This is a genomic window from Streptomyces sp. NPDC059696 (assembly GCF_042733745.1).
Classification (GTDB): Bacteria; Actinomycetota; Actinomycetes; order Streptomycetales; family Streptomycetaceae; genus Streptomyces.
Genome location: NZ_JBHWFG010000012.1, coordinates 88125 through 105671, shown reverse-complemented (window position 1 = coordinate 105671; position 17547 = coordinate 88125). Strand labels below are relative to the sequence as shown.

Genomic DNA, 17547 nt, shown 5'->3' with positions numbered 1-17547 from the left:
TCCGGCTCACCGCCCGTTCCACCGCGCGGGACGGCGCTCGGCGAAGGCCGTCATGCCCTCGCGGACGTCGTCCGAGGCCATCAGGGACGTCATCTCGCCGCGCTGGAAGGCGAAGGCCTCCTCGTCGGGCGCCCCGTCGGCGGCGCGCACGACGCGCTTGACGGCGGCGAGGGCGAGCGGGGCGTTCTCCGCGACCCGCTCGGCCAGCCGGAGCGCCTCGGCGACGGCCTGTCCCTTCGCGGTGACCCGGTTGGCCAGGCCCAGTTCACCGGCCCGGCGGCCGTCCACGGGCTCGCCGGTCAGCAGCAGTTCCATGGCGAGGTGGTGCGGGACGCGCCGGGGCAGCCGGATGACGCCGCCGCCTGCCGCGATCAGACCGCGCTTGACCTCGGGCAGGCCGAACCGCGCGTCCTCGGCCGCGACGATCAGGTCGCAGGCCAGCGCCAGTTCGAAACCGCCGCCCATCGCGAAGCCCTCCACGGCGGCGATGAGGGGCTTGTCCGGCCGGGCCTCGGTCAGGCCGCCGAAGCCGCGGCCCTCGACCTCGGGCGACTCGCCGCGCAGGGCGGCCTTGAGGTCCATGCCGGCGCTGAAGGTGCCTCCCTCGCCGGTCAGGACGCCGGCCCGCAGGGTGGGGTCCGCCTCCAGCTCGTCGAGTGCGGCGGCCAGCGCGGTGGCCGTCGCCGCGTCCACGGCGTTGCGGGCCTCGGGACGGTCCAGGGTGATCAGCAGGGTGGAGCCGATGCGTTCGGTGCGCACGGCGGGGGGTGCGGGGATGCTCATGACGGTCGTCCTCCTGTGGTGGTTCAGCGGGTGAGGGCGTCGAGTTCGGCGAGGACGTCCTCGGTGTCCTGGCCCGCGACCGGTGCGAGACGGCGGATCGAGCCGGGGGTGGCGGAGAAGCGCAGCGGGATGCCGATGGTGCGGACCGTGCCCTCGGTCGGGTGCTCGGCGGTGTCGAGCAGGTGGCCGTCACGGACGTAGGGGTCGTCGTGGGCGCGGTCGAGCTCCAGCACCGGCGCCATCGGGATGCTGTGCTCGGCGCACACCTGCGCCCACTCCTCGGTGGTCAGCGCCGGGGCGCAGGTCTCCAGGAGCGCGGCCAGGTCCTCGTGGTCGGCGCTGTCGATGGCGTCGCCGTTCACCCGCGGGTCCTCGGCGAGGTCCGGACGCCCGGCGGCGGTGAAGAAGTCCCGGTAGTTGTGCGGGTTGTACGGCATGACACAGGCCAGACCGTCCTTGGTGCGCACCGCCTTGTGGCCCTTCAGCATCGACAGGGGGAAGCCGGTGGGGCCGGTCTCGGGTACGTGGGTGTGGCCCGCGAGGTGCTCGACCAGGTTGAAGGCGATCAGGGTGTCGGTCATCGGGACCTCGACGAGCTGGCCCCGGCCGGTGGCGTTCCGGTGCAGCAGGGCGGCCAGGACGCTGTAGGCGATGGTCAGCGAGGAGACCTTGTCGCCGAGGATGGTCGGCAGGTAGACGGGCTCACCGAGGGCCCGGTCGGCGATGTCGACGAGGCCGGAGGCGGCCTGCACGGTCTCGTCGTAGGCGGCGTTCCCGGCCCGGTCCGAGTCGCTGCGGAAGCCCTGGGCGTGCGCGTAGACGAGGCCGGGGTTGCGGGCGGCGACGTCGGCGTAGGACAGGCCGAGGCGGTGCAGGGCGCCGGGGCGCATGTTGGTGATCAGCACGTCCGCGGTGTCGATCAGCCGCAGTGCGCGCTCGCGGTCGGTGTCGTCCTTGAGGTTCAGGGACACGCTGCGCTTGTTCCGGTTGACGTTGAGGTTCAGCGGGGTCATGCCCGGGGTGGTCCTGTAGTGGCCCACGCGGACGGTGTCAGCCGGCGACTCGATCTTGATCACGTCGGCGCCCAGGTCGCCGAGGATCTGGGCGGCGTAGGGGCCCATCACCACGGTCGAGAGGTCGATCACGCGGACGCCCTGCAGCGGGCCGGCGACGGTGTCGGTGGTGTCCGTCATCGATTTCTTCACTCCTCGTTACGCCATGTACGTGTATCCGACAACTAAATTAGCTCGAATATCTCGGCGAACGGAAACGAATGGAATGACCGAATAACGAAAAGCGGCATGACCACTGTGGTCATACCGCTTTCTGTGAAGGTTTTCCGGTGATTATGAGTGGAGCGGGTCGGCGAACACCTCGCGGGCCGCCGCCACGACTTCCTCCAGGTCACCGCCGTTGGCCCGGTCCTTGCGCCAGATCAGCCCGGTCTCCAGACGGGGATGGAAATCGGAGAAGGGGAGCACGATGACATCGTCGAGACGGTAATGGTGCACAGGGCTCCTGGGGTCCAGCATGGAAATGGAGAACGCCAGGCCGCTGGAGACTATTTCGGAGATCCCGTCGAAGGTGGCGCCGCCCAGTTCGATGCGCTTCTTGATGCCGAGTTCGGCGAGCTGCTGGTCGAGGCCTCGGAAGTAGGCGCTGGTCACCGCCGTCGGGGAGCCCGCGTAGGCGAGTTCCGCCAGCTCCGCCAGGGCGACGGACTCGCGGCCCGCGAACCGGTCCCGGGGCACCACCGCGCCGAGCCGCTCCGACATCACCGGCACCTGCTCCAGCGCCGGGTCGCCACCGGCCGGGAGGCGCGCCAGGGTCAGCGCCAGCCTGCCGTCGCACACCGCGTCCACGAGCCGGTCGGTGCCGCCGGGCCAGCGCTTGATCTCGAACCGTTCGCCGACCCGCTCGGCGAGGGCGTCCATCCGCTCCCGCAGGTCGGGATGGACTCCGCTGGGCACGCCGAGCAGGAGGGTGGTGCGCCGCGGCCGGGCCGTCTCGTCCAGCCGCCACTTGATGGAGTCGACCTGCTCCAGCACCCCGCGCGCGATCGGCAGCAGCGCGTTGCCGGCGGCGGTGAGCCGTACGTGGTGGGTGTCCCGGTCGAACAGGCGGTGACCGACCTCGTTCTCGAGGTCCTTGATCCGCCGGCTCAACGGCGAGGCCGCCATGTGCAGTCTGCGGGCCGCGGTGGAGAAGTTGAGTTCTTGGGCGACGGCGAGGAAATAACGCAGGTGCAGGAGCTCCACGGCAGCAAGCCTAGGGCAGCTCCGGTTCCGTACGGTGCGGTGGCCGGGCCGTGAGGCCGCGGCTGCCTCCGGGTGAATGCGGCCGTCCGGGCGTGACCGGGCCGCCCGCCGCGGGAAGGGCTGGCGCATGCCGAAGTTCCTCATCCAGGCCTCCTACACACCCGACGGCACCCGCGGACTCCTCAGGGAGGGCGCGAGCGGCCGGCGGGCCGCCGTGGAGCAGGTCGTCAGCGGGCTCGGCGGGCGGGTCGAGGCCATGTACTTCGCCTTCGGGGCGGACGATCTCGTCATGATCGTCGATCTTCCCGACAGCGTCTCCATGGCCGCCGCGAGCCTGACCGTCAAGGCCAGCGGCGCCCTCCACACCCGGGCCACCCCGCTGCTCACCCTCGACGAGATCGACGAGGCCGCCCGCCGGGAGGTCTCCTTCCGCACGCCGGGCGCCTGAGCCCCACCCGCCTCAGGGCTCACGCCGATGATGCCGCCCGGGGTCGCGGACACCACTCCGGTGCGGCGATCCCGAGCCGTCCGAGGCGGGCTGTGCTACCTTGGCTTGCGTTGCAGTTTTGGTTCCCAGAGACTTCGAGTGCTCTATCGACCTTTTGTCGACGAGCACTCTTTTTTGTTTCCGAGGATTCTCGGATCTCCTAAGGGTGATCATTTCGGCGACTACGGGCCCGCAAGGTGCGGGCCTTGAGTACTGCCCTCAAGGGAGATTCATATGGCTACCGGCACCGTGAAGTGGTTCAACTCGGAAAAGGGCTTCGGCTTCATCGAGCAGGAGGGTGGCGGCCCGGACGTCTTCGCCCACTACTCGAACATCGCCACCTCCGGCTTCCGTGAGCTCCAGGAAGGCCAGAAGGTCACCTTCGACGTCACGCAGGGCCAGAAGGGCCCGCAGGCCGAGAACATCGTTCCCGCCTGACGCGTACGCGCATGCCCTGACCGGGGCCCGCACCCTCGCGGTGCGGGCCTCGGCTCGTTTTTGTTCGTCTCCGGCTCAACTCTTGCGAATCCAGCGGCACTTCTCTGCCGCCGCGCATTCCTCGACGCGTGCCGCATCGAGGAAGGTTCCCTCATGGACCGTACGGCTCGCAGGAACAACGGCTCCCCCCATTCCCGAGGCAACGGGTCCCGCTCCCGTAAGCCCGGTGGCGCGACCAGCGCCTCCCGCCCGACGGGCGGCGGCCGCGGCGGGCGCCGCCCCGCCGGCGGGGAGTTCGCACCGCCCGCCACGCTCACCCCGGCGCTGCCGGCCGTCGAGGCGTTCGACGACCTCGACCTGCCCGAGCGGCTGCGGGCCGCGCTGCGCGGCGAAGGGCTGACCGCGCCGTTCCCGATCCAGGCGGCGACGCTGCCGAACTCGCTGGCCGGCCGGGACGTCCTCGGACGCGGCCGCACCGGCTCCGGCAAGACCCTCGCCTTCGGGCTCGCCCTGCTGGCCCGCGTCGACGGGCGGCGGGCCGAGGCCCGGCAGCCGCTCGCCCTCGTCCTGGTGCCCACCCGGGAGCTGGCCCAGCAGGTCACCGACGCCCTCACCCCCTTCGCCCGGGCGCTGCGGCTGCGGCTCGCCACGGTGGTCGGCGGCCTGGCGATCGGCCGGCAGGCGAACGCGCTGCGCACCGGCGCCGAGGTCGTCGTCGCCACGCCCGGACGCCTCAAGGACCTCATAGACCGTGGCGACTGCCGCCTGGACCAGGTCGACATCACCGTCCTCGACGAGGCCGACCAGATGACCGACATGGGCTTCATGCCGCAGGTCACCGCCCTGCTCGACCAGGTGCGCCCCGGCGGGCAGCGCATGCTGTTCTCGGCCACCCTGGACCGCAACGTCGACCGGCTGGTGCGCACCTACCTGCACGACCCGGTGGTGCACTCCGTCGACCCCTCCGCGGGCGCGGTCACCACGATGGAGCACCACCTGCTGCACGTGGACGACGACGACAAGCACGCCACCACGACCAGGATCGCCGCCCGCGACGGCCGCGTGATCATGTTCCTGGACACCAAGCACGCCGCGGACCGGCTGGCCAAGAAGCTGCTCGCCGTCGGCGTGCGCGCCATGGCCCTGCACGGCGGGAAGTCCCAGTCCCAGCGGACCAGGACCCTGGCGCGCTTCAAGGACGGCGAGGTCTCGGTCCTGGTGGCGACCAACGTCGCCGCCCGCGGCATCCACGTCGACAACCTCGACCTCGTGGTCAACGTGGACCCGCCGGGCGACCACAAGGACTACCTGCACCGCGGCGGCCGTACCGCGCGGGCCGGCGAGTCCGGCACCGTCGTCACGCTGGTCCTGCCGCACCAGCGGCGCGAGATGACCCGGCTGATGGCCGACGCCGGGATCACCCCGCAGATCACCCGGGTTCGCCCGGACGCGTCGGAACTGAGCCGTATCACCGGGGCCCAGGAGCCCACGGGCGTGCCGGTCGTCCTCGCCCCGCCGGCCGCCGAGAAGCCGCCCGCGCGCACGGCCTCCGGCCCGAACCGCCGCCGGAACAGGCCGTCCCGGGGCCGCCGCCGCTGAACCGAGGGCGGCGGGACGGGCGGGCGCGTGGGGCGGAAGGAAGAGCGGCACGACGTCCCCGTCACCCCGCTGTGCCCTCCCCTTCCGCCGTGACACGGCACGACGCCCCCGTCGGCCGTCGCCTGGAGGCGTCGGCGAACGGGGGCGTCTTCGCGGGGGGCGTGCCGCGCCGCCCTGCGCGGCGGACGGAGGGGTCAGTCGTTCGTCACGTCCGTCACCTTCCAGCGCTGGTTGGAGCCGGAGTTGGGCTGCCACACGCCGACGGAGGCGCCGTCGTTCGTGGACTGGCCGCCGACATCGGGGAGCTGCCCGGTCGCCGCGTTCACGAACGTCCATGAACCGTCGCCGGTCGAGGACGCGATCCACTGCGCGGCGTCGTCGCGGCGGCCCCCGTCCGGCTCGGCGACCAGGGCTCCGTCACGGACGGCCAGGCGCTTGCCGGAAGCCGTCTCCGTCAGCACGTACCGCTTGCGGTTGGCCTCGCCGCGGATCTGCGCCACCCGCCACCGCTGCCCGCTGGGGTCGGCCGTGTCCGGGGTCCTGATGACCAGGCCCGTGCCGTTGCCGGCGAGGGTGAGGTCCTTGCCGCTCTGGACGCCGGTGAGGCGGTAGGTGTGGCCCTTGCGGAGCTCGGCCGCGTCCTCCGCGACCCCGAAGACGCCCTTGACCAGGAAGGACGTCACCGACTGGCCGGGCACCGCGAGCGTGGCCCGCTTGCCGGAGACCCGGACGGGCTTCTGCTTCTCCAGCTTGCCGTCGGCGCTGGTCACCACCGGGGTGACGGTGGCCCGGGAGGAGACCCGGCCGAACTTCGACAGGTCGAGCGTCACCTCGTGCGCCTCGGTGGCGCTGTTGACGTGGACGACGGTCGCCGCGTCGCCCTTGCGGGAGACCGCCGCGGTGCTGGACGTGTCGTTCGTCTTGATCAGCCGGTCGCCGGGCCTGATGAAGTGCGTGAAGTTGCGGGCCGTGTCGAACTTGGTGTTGGTGTGGACCGGGCAGGACTTCAGGGTGTCCTTCGAGGTGCAGCTGAACGGAAGCTGGATCTCGCCCCAGTTGCCGCCCTTCGCGGACTCGCCGCCCGGCTTCATGTTGTCGTAGTCCTCGACCGGCTGCCAGAACACCCAGGCCTTGGGCTCCAGTTCACGCAGGTCGTCGACCATGCGCTGGGCGAGGCCCAGACCAGGCCGCATGTCGGTGAAGCTCTGGCCGTCACCCCAGTCGCCCTCGACCTCGCTCATCCACAGCGGCTTGTCGGCGGCCTTGGCCAGGTCGCGGACGGTCGTGCGCTGACCGGTGCCATAGGTGTGGACGTTCATCTGGCCGACGAGGTCGCGGACCTCCTGCGGGTAGCTGTTCCAGTTCGTCGCGAAGGTGCCGGGGTTGGTCTCGTCCATCGCGGATATCTCCGCCCTCGAACGGGACGTGTCCAGGACCGGGGCGAGGGCGCGGATCACCTTCTGCTGGAGTTCGGGGCCGATGTGCGCGCCCTCCTGGCGGCCGCCGGTCGGCTCGCCGTCCGGGCCGAGCTTGGTGCCCCAGTAGTCCGTGTTCGGCTCGTTGAAGGGGTCGAGCGTGTCGACCTTGATGCCGTGCGCCTTCTCCAGGCGTTCGGTCGCGCCGACCAGGTACTTGGCGAAGTCGTCGACCGACCCCGGCTTCAGCTGGTCCTTGCCGGCGTCGAAGTTCCCGGAGACGTAGCCGCTCTCGGTCATGAACCAGGGCGGGGAGTTGCTGAAGGTCTCCCAGTGGGTGATGTCCTTCTTGATGCGGTCGACCCACCTCCGCTGCGTCTTGTCCGCGTTCCTGTTCCAGTCGGCCGGGTCGTCCGCGTCCCACCAGTCGACGTCCTCGCGGGTGGTGCCCGCCGGGGCCTTCCACCAGCCCTCGACGGCGCCACCGGCCCGCAGATAGTCCTTGACGTCGGGGGCGTTGCCGCCGCCGATGTTGTAGCGGGCGATGTTCAGGTCGAGGCCGTCGTCGCCGAAGAGGAGCTGGTAGAGCTTCTCGCGGATCGCGGGCGGGTAGTCGCCGGTGGCGTTGGCGAACCAGACCAGGCTGGTGCCCCAGCCCTCGAACCTCTCCCCCGCGTAGGAGGGGTCGGGCCGGACGGTGACTCCGGCGGCCTCGGCCCCGGCCGGTTCGGCGTGGGCGGCGGGCGGGATCAGCGTGGCCAGGAGGGTTCCGGTCGCCACGGCGGTGACGCCGACGGTCCCGAGGAGCCTTCTCTTACGGGTGCGGTGTGCCATCTCGAGTACTCCAGCTCTTCTGCGTGCCGCGCGTCCCGGCGGGCGCAGAGATCGGGCGGGCGCAGAGATCGGGGCCTGCGTCGTACGACTGGTGCGGTTTCGATGTGTTTGCGCGCGATTTCGACCAGGTGATGTTTACGTAAACATCCGCTGGCGGGATGTCTACACTGTGCGCATCTCAGGGGTCAAGGAGTCGTTCCGGACCTGAATTTTCGCGCCGGGAGGCGGCGAGGGAGGCGAGGGGCGGGTGAGCACGGCGAACGGCGAGAGCGAGCCGGGCGGCACGAGCCGTACGAGACGGCGCGCGGCCCGGCCCCGGCAGGGCGCTTCCATGGCGGACGTCGCCCGGCTCGCCGGGGTCTCCTCACAGACCGTCTCCCGCGTCTCCAACGGCTTCCCGGGCGTCAACGGGGACACCCGCGCACAGGTCCTGGCCGCCATGCGGGAGCTCGGCTACCGCCCCAACAGCGCGGCACGGGCGCTGCGCCGGGGCGAGTTCCGCACCCTCGGCGTGATCACCTTCTCGCTCTCCACGATGGGCAACATCCGCACCCTGCAGGCCATCGCCACCTCCGCCGCCGAGCACGGTTACGCCGTCACGCTGCTGCCGGTGGCCGTGCCCACCCAGGACGAGGTGAACGGCGCCTTCTCCCGGCTGGGCGAACTCGCCGTGGACGCCGTCATCGTCATCATGGAGATCCACCTGCTCGACGCGGCGACGGTGTCCCTGCCGCCCGGTGTGCAGGTCGTGGTGGCCGATTCCGACGCCGGTGACCGCTACACCGTCGTCGACACCGACCAGGCGGGCGGTGCCCGGGACGCGGTACGGCACCTGCTGGACCTCGGGCACGACACGGTCTGGCACCTGGCCGGACCGGAGGGCTCCTTCGCCGCCCAGCGCCGCGCCAACGCCTGGCGCGACACCCTCACCGAGGCGGGCCGCACCCCACCGCCCCTGGTCCGCGGCGACTGGTCGGCGGAGTCCGGCTACCGGGCGGGGCTGCGGCTGGCCGGCGAGCCGGACTGCACGGCGGTGTTCACGGCCAACGACCAGATGGCCCTGGGCCTGCTGCGCGCCCTGCACGAACGAGGCCGCCGCGTCCCCGAGGACGTCAGCGTCGTCGGCTTCGACGACCTCCCCGAGTCCGCGTCCTTCCTCCCGCCCCTGACCACGATCCACCAGGACTTCGCGGAGGTGGGGCGGCTGTGCGTGGAGGGGGTGCTCAGCAAGATGCGGGAGTCCGGCACGGAACACGGGACGACGCTGGTGCCCACGCGGTTGGTGATCCGGGAGAGCACGGGGCGGAGGCCGGGGTGACGGCGCGGCGGCGCGGCAGCCGGGCGGCGGCGCGGCAGCACGGGTGCGGCGCGGCGGCAGGGGTGACGGCACAGCGGCAGGGGGCGACGCGCGGCAGGGCTGACAGCACCGCGGCGAGGGGACGACACGCGGCAGGGCTGACAGCACCGCGGCGAGGGGACGACACGCGGCAGGGCTGACAGCACCGCGGCGAGGGGGCGACGCGCGGCCGGATTGACGGCACCGCGGCCGTATTGATGGCACCGCGGTCGGGGTCCTCCGGAGACGCGGCCGCGCGACGGAGGCGCCTCGGGGTCCTGGTTCGTCCGGTGTCTCAGCCGGCAGGGGGAGTGAACTCGGGCTGGTCGAGGACGCGCAGCCAGCTTCCGTCGGGCTGGCGCCTGACCACCTGCGCGCGGGCGCCCGACCCGTCCTTCGGCGGGGTCGACGTCAGGGCGATGTCGCCGCTGACCAGGGTCGGGAGCGGCGCTTCCGGCTCGAAGCGGGGACGCTCGGCCAGCACCTTCTCCCATAGTGCGCGGATCGCCTCGCGTCCCACCGTGCGTGCGCCGGGCGGGTAGGCCAGGACCGCGTCCACTTCGTAGAGCGCGGCCACTCCGGCCGCGTCACCGGCGTTGGAGCGTTCGACGAACAGACGGGTGATGTCCTCGGGGCGCATGGCCTTCTCGTACTCCGGCACGGGTCCTCCTGGTGTCGGGATGGCTCGGTGCCACCAGCCTCTTCGGACAGCGGTCAGAAGTCCAACAGATGGATTTGCTGGAAGCTAGAATTTCCAGTCATGGAACTGAGGCAGCTGGAGTACTTCGTCGCGGTCGCCGAGGAACGGAACTTCACGCGGGCCGCCGAACGGGTGCACATCAGCCAGTCGGGAGTCAGCGCCCAGATACGCCAGTTGGAGCGGGAGCTGGGGGCCGAGCTCTTCGACCGGTCGGCACGCACCGCGACGCTGACCGACGCGGGCCGGGCAGCGCTGGACCACGCCCGGGCCGCGCTCGCCGCGGCGGCGGCCGTCGGGCAGGCGGTGGGCGAGGTGACCGGCCTGATCCGGGGCCGGCTCATGGTCGGGATGGTCATCGGCTGCACTGTCACGCCCCTGTTCGACGCGCTCGCCGCGTTCCACCGCGCGCATCCGGGGGTGGAGATCTCCCTGCAGGAGGACAACTCCGACCGGCTCGTCGAAGCGGTGCGCGTCGGCACCCTCGATATGGCCCTGGTCGGGACGGCCACCGCGCCGGAGGGCCTCGGTTCGTCGACGATCATCAGCGAGCGGCTCGTCGCGCTGGTCCCCGAGGGCCACGCCCTGGCATCGCGGCGGCGGCTCACGCTGCGGGACGTCGTCGACCACCCGATCGTGTGCATGCCCCCGGGCACCGGCCTGCGGACGGTCTTCGACGGAGCCTGTGCCGCGCGTGGTCTGCGGCCCCGTATCGCGCTGCAGGCCGGCGCCGCGGACACCGTCGCGGACCTCGCGGCCCGTGGTCTGGGCATCGGCGTCCTCAGTGAGTCGATGGCCGCGGGGCAGCGGGGCCGGCTCGTCGTCCGCACCGTCGACGACGTCGAGACACCGGCACTGCTCGCGCTGGTGTGGCGGGACGGACGGAGCCCCGCGGTGCGCGAGATGCTCGCGCAGTGCGGGCGGGCGTTCGGCCTGAGTGAGGGCTCCGCCTAGCGGTCAGCGCCGTCCGATGACCTCCGCGACACGGAGGAAACCGTCCTGTCCGTGCCCCAGCCCGATGGCGCGGCCGGCCATGCCCTCGGCGGCGCGCATGACCCCGGCGTCGATGCCGTGCGACTCGGAGACGCGGATGATGTGGGACATGGACGACACGGCCGAGGTGAGCGGGTTGCCCTCGCCGGAGTAGGTGCCGGCGTCGGCGTCCACGGCGGTCTCCGCGAACAACGGGGGGAGGATCGCGCCGATGCCCTGGGCGAAGGGCGCCAGTTCCCTCGCGGTGATGCCCTCGGCCCGGGCCACCGCCACCGCGTGCGCATAGCCCGCCATCGCCGTCCAGAAGATGTCGAGCAGGGCGATGTCATAGGCCGCGGCCCGGCCCGTGTCCTCGCCGAGATGGGTGTGCGTGCCGCCCAACGCCCTTCGCAGTGTCCCGAGTTCGCGGTAGAGATCCTCGGGGCCGCTGTGGAGGAAAACCGCGTGGGGCGTGCCGATGGTGGTCGTCGGGGTCATGATCGCACCGTCCATGTAGCGCACGCCGTGCGCGGCGGCCCAGGCGGCGGTGTCGCGGGCCCGGGCCGGGGTGTCGGCGGTCAGATTGACGACCGTACGGCCCGTGAGGGCGGCTTCGACGTCGTCCTGGCGCAGCACGGCGTCGGCGGCGTCGTAGTTCACCACGCAGACGACGGTCACCTCGCTCGCCGCGGCCGCCTCGGCCGCCGACGCCGCGCCCACCGCACCGCGGACGAGGAGCTCCCGGTCGCGGCCCGGAGTACGGTTCCAGACGGTGGTGCGCAGACCGGCGTCGACGAACGCACCGGCCAGGGCCCGGCCCATCGGGCCGAGACCGAGCACGGTCACCGTGGTGGCCGGGTGGCCGGCGGGCGGCCGGGCGGAATACGCCGGGGCCGGCGAAGCGCTGTACGAAGACATACTGAACTCCTCATATGTGCACGGCGGTTGATGACAAGGGAGCGACTGTGACGCGGCGGCGCCAGGATCCGGACGTCTGCGGTGTGACCGCCGCGATCGCCGTGATCGACGGCAAGTGGAAGACGGCCCTGCTCTGGCTGCTGGAGGCGGGCCCGCACCGCCCGGCGGAGCTGCGCCGGCGCCTGCCGGGCCTCACCGAGAAGGTGCTGACGGACGCCCTGCGGGAGATGGCGGCGGACGGACTGGTACACCGTGAGGTGCATGACGTGCAGCCGCCGAAGACGGTCTACTCCCTGACCGCGTTCGGCCGCGAACTCGCCGAGTCACTGGCTCCGTTGTCCGACTGGGGTCACCGTCGCCTGGAGAAACTGGCGGGGACAGCCCGGCCGGCCTCCTGATCCGGGTGCCACCTCCCTCCGTTCCGCATCCTGTTCCCGGCCGGCCTCCCACCACCAGGTTCGCCCGGTGTCCACGCACTGCCAAGTCCCCACAAAAAGGTGGGTACTCCGGTGGCGCGGGCAGCCGGGTCGGTTAGCGTGGTCCGGTGATCACGCTGGTGCAATGGGACGGGCTCACCGATCGCGCACGTTTCAACCCGTGGTACCTGGACCGGCGGGACGGCTTCTCGGACCTGGCGCGGGACGCCGAGTGGGAGCGGCTCTTCGAGGCGTTGGGGGAATGGCCGGAGTGGGTCAATCTGCCCCGGCCCGGGAACCGCAGCGGTTTCTCCCCGCTGCATCAGGCGGCCTGGCACGGCGCCGAGTTCGCCGTGGTGTCCCGGCTGATCGCGCACGGCGCCTGGCGCACCCAGCTCACCCGCGACGGCCGCCGCCCCGTCGACATCGCCCGGGAGCGGGGGCACACGCACCTGCTGGAGCTCCTCGAACCGGTCACGGTACGGCCCCTGCCCGCCCCGGTGGACGCCCTGGAGCGCCACTTCCACACCCTGATGCGCGAGACGACCGGCCGGTGCTTCGAGGAGATCGAGCACCTGCTGCCCCCGCTGGCTCCCCTCACGGAGGCCCGCCACGTGAAGGTCGTCTTCACGGTGGTCGGCATGATGGGCGGCTTCCGTTACCACCACGAGGGGGACTACGTGCATGTGCACGCCAGCTCGCGGATGGACGCCGACGACGGGGACCACTACAAGGTGACCCCTGCGGGGTGGGAGAAGATCACGAAGACACACCTGTCATGACCGAGCTGCGTCCCGCCGGCATCGAGCCGTACGCGCACGGCATGCTCGACGTCGGGGACGGCAACCGCGTCTACTGGGAGACCTGCGGGAACCCCGCGGGCAAGCCCGCCGTCGTCCTGCACGGCGGGCCGGGTTCCGGGGCGGGGCCGTTCTGGCGGCGGCTGTTCGACCCGGCGGCGTACCGCATCGTGCTGTTCGACCAGCGCGGCTGCGGGCGCAGTACGCCCGACGCGGCCGATCCGCGCACCTCGCTCGCCGCCAACACCACCCACCATCTGATCGCCGACATCGAGCGGCTGCGGCAGCACCTCGGCATCGGGGAATGGCTCGTCCTGGGCGGCTCCTGGGGTACGACCCTCGCGCTGGCCTACGCCGAGCGGCACCCCGCGTCCGTCTCCGCCCTGGTCCTCTTCAGCGTCACCCACACCACGCGCCGCGAGGTCGAGTGGGTCACCCGGGACATGGGGCGGATCTTCCCCGAGGAGTGGGCCCGGTTCCGGGACGCCGTGCCGGAGGAGATGCGCGGCGGGAGTCCGGCCGACGCCTACGCCCGGTTGCTCGCCGACCCCGATCCGGCCGTACGGGAGCGGGCCGCGCGGGCATGGTGCCGGTGGGAGGACGTGCACGTCTCCACCGCGCCCGGGCACCGGCCCGACCCCCGCTCCCAGGACCCGCGCTTCCGGATGCGCTTCGCCCGTCTCGTCACGCACTACTGGCGGCACGCCGCGTTCCTGGAGGACGGGGCGCTGCTGCGGGACGCGGGGAGGCTGGCCGGCATCCCGGGGGTGCTGGTGCACGGCCGGATGGACATCAGCAGCCCCGTGGACGTCGCGTGGCACCTGGCCCGGGCCTGGCCGGACGCCGAGCTGGTCCTGATCGGCGAGGAGGGACACGGGCTGTCGGGAACCTCCATGACAGCGGCCGTCATGGCGGCCACGGACCGGTTCCGGAGCACGTGAGCCGGTACGCGGAGGAACGCGCCGGTTCCGGGTCAGTGCCCACACCGGTGCGCGGAGGAACGCACCGGTTCCGGCAGTGCCCACACCGGTGCGCGGAGGCAACATACCGGGTCCGGCAGTGCCCACACCGGTGGCGCGGGCAACGCACCGGTTCGGCAGTGGCGGCGCCTCCGATCCGGCTGCCCGGGGGCGTGACGGACGCCTCACGGGTGGCTCGCGCACGGCACTGGTCAGGCCGCCCCGCTCCGCCCGAGGGTGGGCACCATGAACGATCACGCTGCCGAGTCCGCCGCCGTCCGCCGCTTCTGGGGGCGGCTCGGACTCCCCGGCCTCGTCGACGTGCACACGCACTTCATGCCCGAGCGGGTCCTGCGCAAGGTCTGGGAGTACTTCGACTCCCTCGGGCCGCTCACCGGCGGACTGGAGTGGCCGATCACCTACCGGGAGGCGGAGGCCGAACGGGACGCGATCCTCAGGGGGTTCGGCGTGCGGGCCTTCACCTCGATGCTCTACCCGCACAAGCCCGGCATGGCCCGCTGGCTCAACGGCTGGGCGGCCGGCTTCGCGCACCGCACCCCCGACTGCCTGCACACCGCCACCCTCTTCCCGGAGCCCGGCGTCGAGGCGTACGTCCGGGAAGCCGTCGAAGCGGGCGCGCGGGTCTTCAAGTCGCACGTGCAGGTGGGGGCGTACGACCCGGCCGACGAGCTCCTGCGGCCGGCGTGGGGCCTGCTGGCCGAGGCCGGGGTCCCCGTGGTGATCCACTGCGGTTCCGGTCCCGCGCCCGGCAAGCACACCGGCCCGGGGCCGATCGCACGGGTGCTGGCCGAACACCCCCGGCTCCGGCTGATCGTCGCCCACATGGGGATGCCCGAGTACGAGGAGTTCCTCGACCTCGCCGAGCGGTACGGGGAGGTGCGGCTGGACACCACGATGGCGTTCACCGACTTCACCGAGGCGTTCATGCCGCTCCCCCGCCGGGCCCTGCCCCGGCTGGCGGCCCTCGGCGACCGTGTGCTCCTCGGCTCCGACTTCCCCAACATCCCTTACCCGTACGTGCATCAGCTCGACGCCCTGGAGCGGCTCGGCCTCGGCGAGGAGTGGCTGCGGGCGGTGTGCCACGACAACGGCGCGGAGCTCTTCGGCTTGTGAGGCCGGGGCGGAGCTGCGGGGTCCGGCCGCCCCGGCCGGCACGGACCGGCCGGGGGGTCAGCCGATGTCCACCACCCGGCCCACTCCGGGGGCGAGTCCGGGACGTACTCGGGGTTGGACTCGTCGTAGGCGTGGTCTTCGTGGTGGCGCGGGAACAGGCCCACCACCGTGCGGCACGGCGGCCGGGTGTCCGGCCAGTCCCCGTTCGCGAAGTCGGTGGGCATCAGCACTCACCTTGCGCGGACGGGTCCCCCAATCTGCTCATGGAGTGAGTCGTCATCGCGTCGGATGCCAACGGCCCCGAACTGCCGTCCGCAGCCGATTCTTTCGGTGGCCCCTCGGCGGCTTTGCCGGCTCTTTACAACCCGCCGTGCCGCCGCCTCGTCTCTCCGCACGATCTGTCACCCAGCCCGCCGACCGTCGGGCGGACCGACGAAGGAGTGCGATTCCATGCGCCGAACTGTCCTCAGCACCCTGGCCCTCGCGGGCACCGCCGTACTGCTGGGCACGGGGCCCGCGTTCGCGGACGGGACGACCCCGAGCCCGGTCCCGTCGGCCGCCTCGCCCACCACCCGGCCGGCCGAGAGCGCCGAACCGACTCGGGCGCCGGCCGCCGCCGAACCGACCCCGGCGCCCGCCGAGGACCAGGTCACCCGCCGGCCGAGCGGCGCGCCCGACACCGGGGTGACGACGCCTCGGGCCTCGGGAACCGGCGGCACGGCGATCGGCGCGGGTGCCGCCGCGGTGCTCGCCCTGGGCGGCGGCACCGTCTTCGTCGTGCGCCGGCGCCGGGCGAGCGGGGCGTGAGCCCGTTCTCCAGGCGCGCCCTCATGGCCGGGGGACTGGCGTCCCTGGTGACGGCGTGCGGGGGCCGGGACACCACCCGCCACGACACCACCCGCCACGACGCCACCGGCGATGACACCGCTCGCCGCGGCACCGCCGTGCGCGGGCCGGGGGCCGCCGCGTCGCCGGTGCCGTCCGGCGGAGCGCGCCCCCTGGCCCGTTCGGCGCCCGTGCGGCTCCTGATCCCGGCCATCGGCGTCGACACCCCGGTCATCCGGCTGGGCCTGGCGGGCGACGGCACCGTGCAGGTGCCGCCGGTCACCGCCCACGACCGTGCGGGCTGGTACCGGCACTCGCCGACCCCCGGCGAGACCGGCCCGTCGGTGCTCCTCGGCCATGTCACGGTCGGCCCGTACGGTGACGGCGTCTTCCGGCACCTCGCCCGGCTGCACCGGGACGACCGGATCGTGGCGCGTCTGGAGAACGGCACGGCGGCGGAGTTCGCCGTCACGGCCGTACGGACCGTCCCGAAAACCGCCTTCCCGGCGGACGACGTCTACGGGAACGTGGCCCGCCCCGAGCTGCGGCTGATCACCTGCGGCGGAGCGCGGACGGGAGACGGCTACGCGGACAACGTGATCGTGTTCGCGACGCTGAGCGGCGCGAAGTCCCCCACCCCTGGAGAGCGGTGAAACGGTCCCGTGAGAAGGCGGCGTCCGAGCTGTTCGCCGCCCTCTACCCACGCCTCGCCGGCTGGTGCCGCCGGCTCGTCGACGACGACGGAACGGCCCACGAGATCGCCTCGGAGGCGTTCACCCGGCTGTGGGCCCGCTGGACGTCCGTCGACGAGCCGCGCGGTTTCCTCTACGTCACCGCGGCCAACCTGGTCCGGGACCACTGGCGCAGGACGGAGCGCGAGCGCCGGGCCCTGCACCGCGTCACCTCGGAGGCCGCCGTACGGCCGCCCGACGTGCAGGCCGACCCGTCCGTGCGGCTGCTCGTGCAGTCCTTGCCGGAACGACTGCGCGTCCCGATCCTCCTCCACTACTACGCTGACATGCCGATCCGGGAGGTGTCCGCACTGACCGGGCGCAAGGAAGGCACCGTCAAGGCCGATCTGCACGCGGCCCGGGAACTGCTCCGCGTCCACCTGAGGAGAAGCCTTGACCACACGTCTTGACGGCGTCCCGGGCGACCCGGAGCACGCCGACGACGATCCGCTCGCCGTGATCCTGCGCCCCTCCGGCCCCGACTACCTGGGGGCTCCCGCCGGTCAGTTCGAGGCGATCCGGCATCGCGCGGCCCGGCGCCGACTGCTGCGCACCGCGGCCGGGGCCGGTCTGTGCTGCGTCGCGGCGGCCCTCATCGCGCTCCCCCTGCGCCACACCGTGCCCGAGCGCCCTCCGACACCGACGATCCCCATGGCCCCGCCCACCGAGCGGCCGGCGCCGGCCACCGACTCGCCGGCCCCCACCCCCGAACCGTCCTCGTCCGTTCCCCGCTCGCGGCCCTCGTCCCCGGGCACCGTCGACGCCCGCACGACCAGGCCCGGCACCCCCGCCCCCGAGGAGGCGACCGACCGGGCGGAACCGTCCCGCCGCGCCCCGTCGGCCACCCCCACCTCGATCCGCCCCGTCCCCTCGGCGGCCCGCCCGGGGGACACGGCTCGCGGTCCCCTCACTAGCGGGCGGTAGCCGCCGAGTTCGGGGACCGGC

At 72.7% G+C, this 17547-nt stretch carries 19 protein-coding genes; 13 read left to right on the top strand and 6 right to left on the bottom strand.

The annotated features are described in order from the left end of the window. Positions 1-6: 6 nt before the first annotated feature. The 3 genes from ACFV20_RS15840 to ACFV20_RS15830 all read right to left on the bottom strand — a co-directional run bounded on the left by ACFV20_RS15840 (position 7) and on the right by ACFV20_RS15830 (position 3041). Positions 7-783 (bottom strand): crotonase/enoyl-CoA hydratase family protein, encoded by a 777-nt coding sequence (locus ACFV20_RS15840; protein ID WP_385656676.1) that lies wholly within the window; start codon positions 781-783, stop codon positions 7-9. Positions 784-806: 23 nt separating this feature from the next. After that, on the bottom strand, positions 807-1976 hold the full coding sequence (locus ACFV20_RS15835; RefSeq protein ID WP_385656673.1) for a CaiB/BaiF CoA transferase family protein: 1170 nt from the start codon (positions 1974-1976) through the stop codon (positions 807-809). A 153-nt stretch (positions 1977-2129) separates the two neighbouring features. Continuing rightward, on the bottom strand, positions 2130-3041 hold the full coding sequence (locus ACFV20_RS15830) for a LysR family transcriptional regulator (RefSeq protein WP_385656670.1): 912 nt from the start codon (positions 3039-3041) through the stop codon (positions 2130-2132). 127 nt (positions 3042-3168) lie between these two features. On the opposite strand from ACFV20_RS15830, the gene ACFV20_RS15825 reads away from it, so the two are divergent. The 3 genes from ACFV20_RS15825 (at position 3169) to ACFV20_RS15815 (ending at position 5565) form a co-directional block, all read left to right on the top strand. After that, on the top strand, positions 3169-3489 hold the full coding sequence (locus ACFV20_RS15825) for a GYD domain-containing protein (protein WP_385656667.1): 321 nt from the start codon (positions 3169-3171) through the stop codon (positions 3487-3489). Positions 3490-3762: 273 nt separating this feature from the next. Beyond that, the gene (locus ACFV20_RS15820) at positions 3763-3966 is read left to right on the top strand and encodes a cold-shock protein (protein WP_003991681.1); all 204 of its coding nucleotides are present in this window, start codon (positions 3763-3765) and stop codon (positions 3964-3966) included. Positions 3967-4119: 153 nt separating this feature from the next. After that, positions 4120-5565 (top strand): DEAD/DEAH box helicase, encoded by a 1446-nt coding sequence (locus ACFV20_RS15815; protein ID WP_385656664.1) that lies wholly within the window; start codon positions 4120-4122, stop codon positions 5563-5565. Between the two features lie 194 nt (positions 5566-5759). On the opposite strand, the gene ACFV20_RS15810 is transcribed toward ACFV20_RS15815, so the two are convergent. Further along, positions 5760-7814 (bottom strand): RICIN domain-containing protein, encoded by a 2055-nt coding sequence (locus ACFV20_RS15810; RefSeq protein WP_385656661.1) that lies wholly within the window; start codon positions 7812-7814, stop codon positions 5760-5762. Positions 7815-8145: 331 nt separating this feature from the next. Between ACFV20_RS15810 and ACFV20_RS15805 the strand changes: the two genes are divergently transcribed. Continuing rightward, positions 8146-9132 (top strand): LacI family DNA-binding transcriptional regulator, encoded by a 987-nt coding sequence (locus ACFV20_RS15805; protein ID WP_385656879.1) that lies wholly within the window; start codon positions 8146-8148, stop codon positions 9130-9132. A gap of 313 nt (positions 9133-9445) precedes the next feature. Here the strand turns inward: ACFV20_RS15805 and ACFV20_RS15800 are convergent, their stop codons facing one another. Further along, a complete protein-coding gene (locus ACFV20_RS15800; protein WP_385656659.1) occupies positions 9446-9811 on the bottom strand; it encodes a YybH family protein in 366 nt (121 codons plus the stop codon). A 99-nt stretch (positions 9812-9910) separates the two neighbouring features. On the opposite strand from ACFV20_RS15800, the gene ACFV20_RS15795 reads away from it, so the two are divergent. After that, on the top strand, positions 9911-10801 hold the full coding sequence (locus ACFV20_RS15795) for a LysR family transcriptional regulator (RefSeq protein WP_385656657.1): 891 nt from the start codon (positions 9911-9913) through the stop codon (positions 10799-10801). 3 nt (positions 10802-10804) lie between these two features. Here ACFV20_RS15795 and ACFV20_RS15790 read toward each other — a convergent pair whose 3' ends face one another. Further along, on the bottom strand, positions 10805-11737 hold the full coding sequence (locus tag ACFV20_RS15790) for an NAD(P)-dependent oxidoreductase (RefSeq protein ID WP_385656654.1): 933 nt from the start codon (positions 11735-11737) through the stop codon (positions 10805-10807). Between the two features lie 47 nt (positions 11738-11784). On the opposite strand from ACFV20_RS15790, the gene ACFV20_RS15785 reads away from it, so the two are divergent. The 8 genes from ACFV20_RS15785 to ACFV20_RS15750 all read left to right on the top strand — a co-directional run bounded on the left by ACFV20_RS15785 (position 11785) and on the right by ACFV20_RS15750 (position 17526). Further along, positions 11785-12135, top strand: coding sequence for a winged helix-turn-helix transcriptional regulator (locus ACFV20_RS15785; protein WP_385656651.1), 351 nt, complete (start codon positions 11785-11787; stop codon positions 12133-12135). Positions 12136-12281: 146 nt separating this feature from the next. After that, a complete protein-coding gene (locus ACFV20_RS15780) occupies positions 12282-12935 on the top strand; it encodes an ankyrin repeat domain-containing protein (protein WP_385656649.1) in 654 nt (217 codons plus the stop codon). Continuing rightward, positions 12932-13894 (top strand): prolyl aminopeptidase, encoded by a 963-nt coding sequence (gene pip, locus ACFV20_RS15775; protein ID WP_385656647.1) that lies wholly within the window; start codon positions 12932-12934, stop codon positions 13892-13894. The genes ACFV20_RS15780 and pip overlap by 4 nt, the downstream gene beginning before the upstream one ends. Positions 13895-14158: 264 nt before the next feature. Then, the gene (locus tag ACFV20_RS15770) at positions 14159-15046 is read left to right on the top strand and encodes an amidohydrolase family protein (protein ID WP_385656645.1); all 888 of its coding nucleotides are present in this window, start codon (positions 14159-14161) and stop codon (positions 15044-15046) included. Between the two features lie 450 nt (positions 15047-15496). Continuing rightward, positions 15497-15853: a sortase-dependent protein gene (locus ACFV20_RS15765; RefSeq protein ID WP_385656642.1), complete on the top strand. Its 357-nt coding sequence runs from the start codon at positions 15497-15499 to the stop codon at positions 15851-15853. Further along, positions 15850-16524, top strand: coding sequence for a class F sortase (locus tag ACFV20_RS15760; RefSeq protein ID WP_385656640.1), 675 nt, complete (start codon positions 15850-15852; stop codon positions 16522-16524). Before ACFV20_RS15765 ends, ACFV20_RS15760 begins: the two co-directional genes overlap by 4 nt. After that, on the top strand, positions 16521-17012 hold the full coding sequence (locus ACFV20_RS15755; RefSeq protein WP_385656637.1) for an RNA polymerase sigma factor: 492 nt from the start codon (positions 16521-16523) through the stop codon (positions 17010-17012). The genes ACFV20_RS15760 and ACFV20_RS15755 overlap by 4 nt, the downstream gene beginning before the upstream one ends. Next, positions 16996-17526 carry a hypothetical protein gene (locus tag ACFV20_RS15750; RefSeq protein WP_385656635.1) on the top strand — a complete coding sequence of 177 codons (531 nt, stop codon included), beginning with the start codon at positions 16996-16998 and terminating at the stop codon, positions 17524-17526. Before ACFV20_RS15755 ends, ACFV20_RS15750 begins: the two co-directional genes overlap by 17 nt. The last annotated feature ends 21 nt before the right edge of the window (positions 17527-17547 follow it).

Excerpts from the sequence above, each read along its gene's own strand:
- ACFV20_RS15805 (WP_385656879.1), top strand. The coding sequence starts at position 8,146 with ATGGCGGACGTCGCCCGGCTCGCCGGGGTCTCCTCACAGACCGTCTCC.
- ACFV20_RS15815 (WP_385656664.1), top strand. The coding sequence starts at position 4,120 with ATGGACCGTACGGCTCGCAGGAACAACGGCTCCCCCCATTCCCGAGGC.
- ACFV20_RS15770 (WP_385656645.1), top strand. The coding sequence starts at position 14,159 with ATGAACGATCACGCTGCCGAGTCCGCCGCCGTCCGCCGCTTCTGGGGG.
- pip (WP_385656647.1), top strand. The coding sequence starts at position 12,932 with ATGACCGAGCTGCGTCCCGCCGGCATCGAGCCGTACGCGCACGGCATG.
- ACFV20_RS15825 (WP_385656667.1), top strand. The coding sequence starts at position 3,169 with ATGCCGAAGTTCCTCATCCAGGCCTCCTACACACCCGACGGCACCCGC.
- ACFV20_RS15810 (WP_385656661.1), bottom strand. The coding sequence starts at position 7,814 with ATGGCACACCGCACCCGTAAGAGAAGGCTCCTCGGGACCGTCGGCGTC.
- ACFV20_RS15840 (WP_385656676.1), bottom strand. The coding sequence starts at position 783 with ATGAGCATCCCCGCACCCCCCGCCGTGCGCACCGAACGCATCGGCTCC.
- ACFV20_RS15835 (WP_385656673.1), bottom strand. The coding sequence starts at position 1,976 with ATGACGGACACCACCGACACCGTCGCCGGCCCGCTGCAGGGCGTCCGC.
- ACFV20_RS15765 (WP_385656642.1), top strand. The coding sequence starts at position 15,497 with ATGCGCCGAACTGTCCTCAGCACCCTGGCCCTCGCGGGCACCGCCGTA.
- ACFV20_RS15820 (WP_003991681.1), top strand. The coding sequence starts at position 3,763 with ATGGCTACCGGCACCGTGAAGTGGTTCAACTCGGAAAAGGGCTTCGGC.
- ACFV20_RS15790 (WP_385656654.1), bottom strand. The coding sequence starts at position 11,737 with ATGTCTTCGTACAGCGCTTCGCCGGCCCCGGCGTATTCCGCCCGGCCG.
- ACFV20_RS15795 (WP_385656657.1), top strand. The coding sequence starts at position 9,911 with ATGGAACTGAGGCAGCTGGAGTACTTCGTCGCGGTCGCCGAGGAACGG.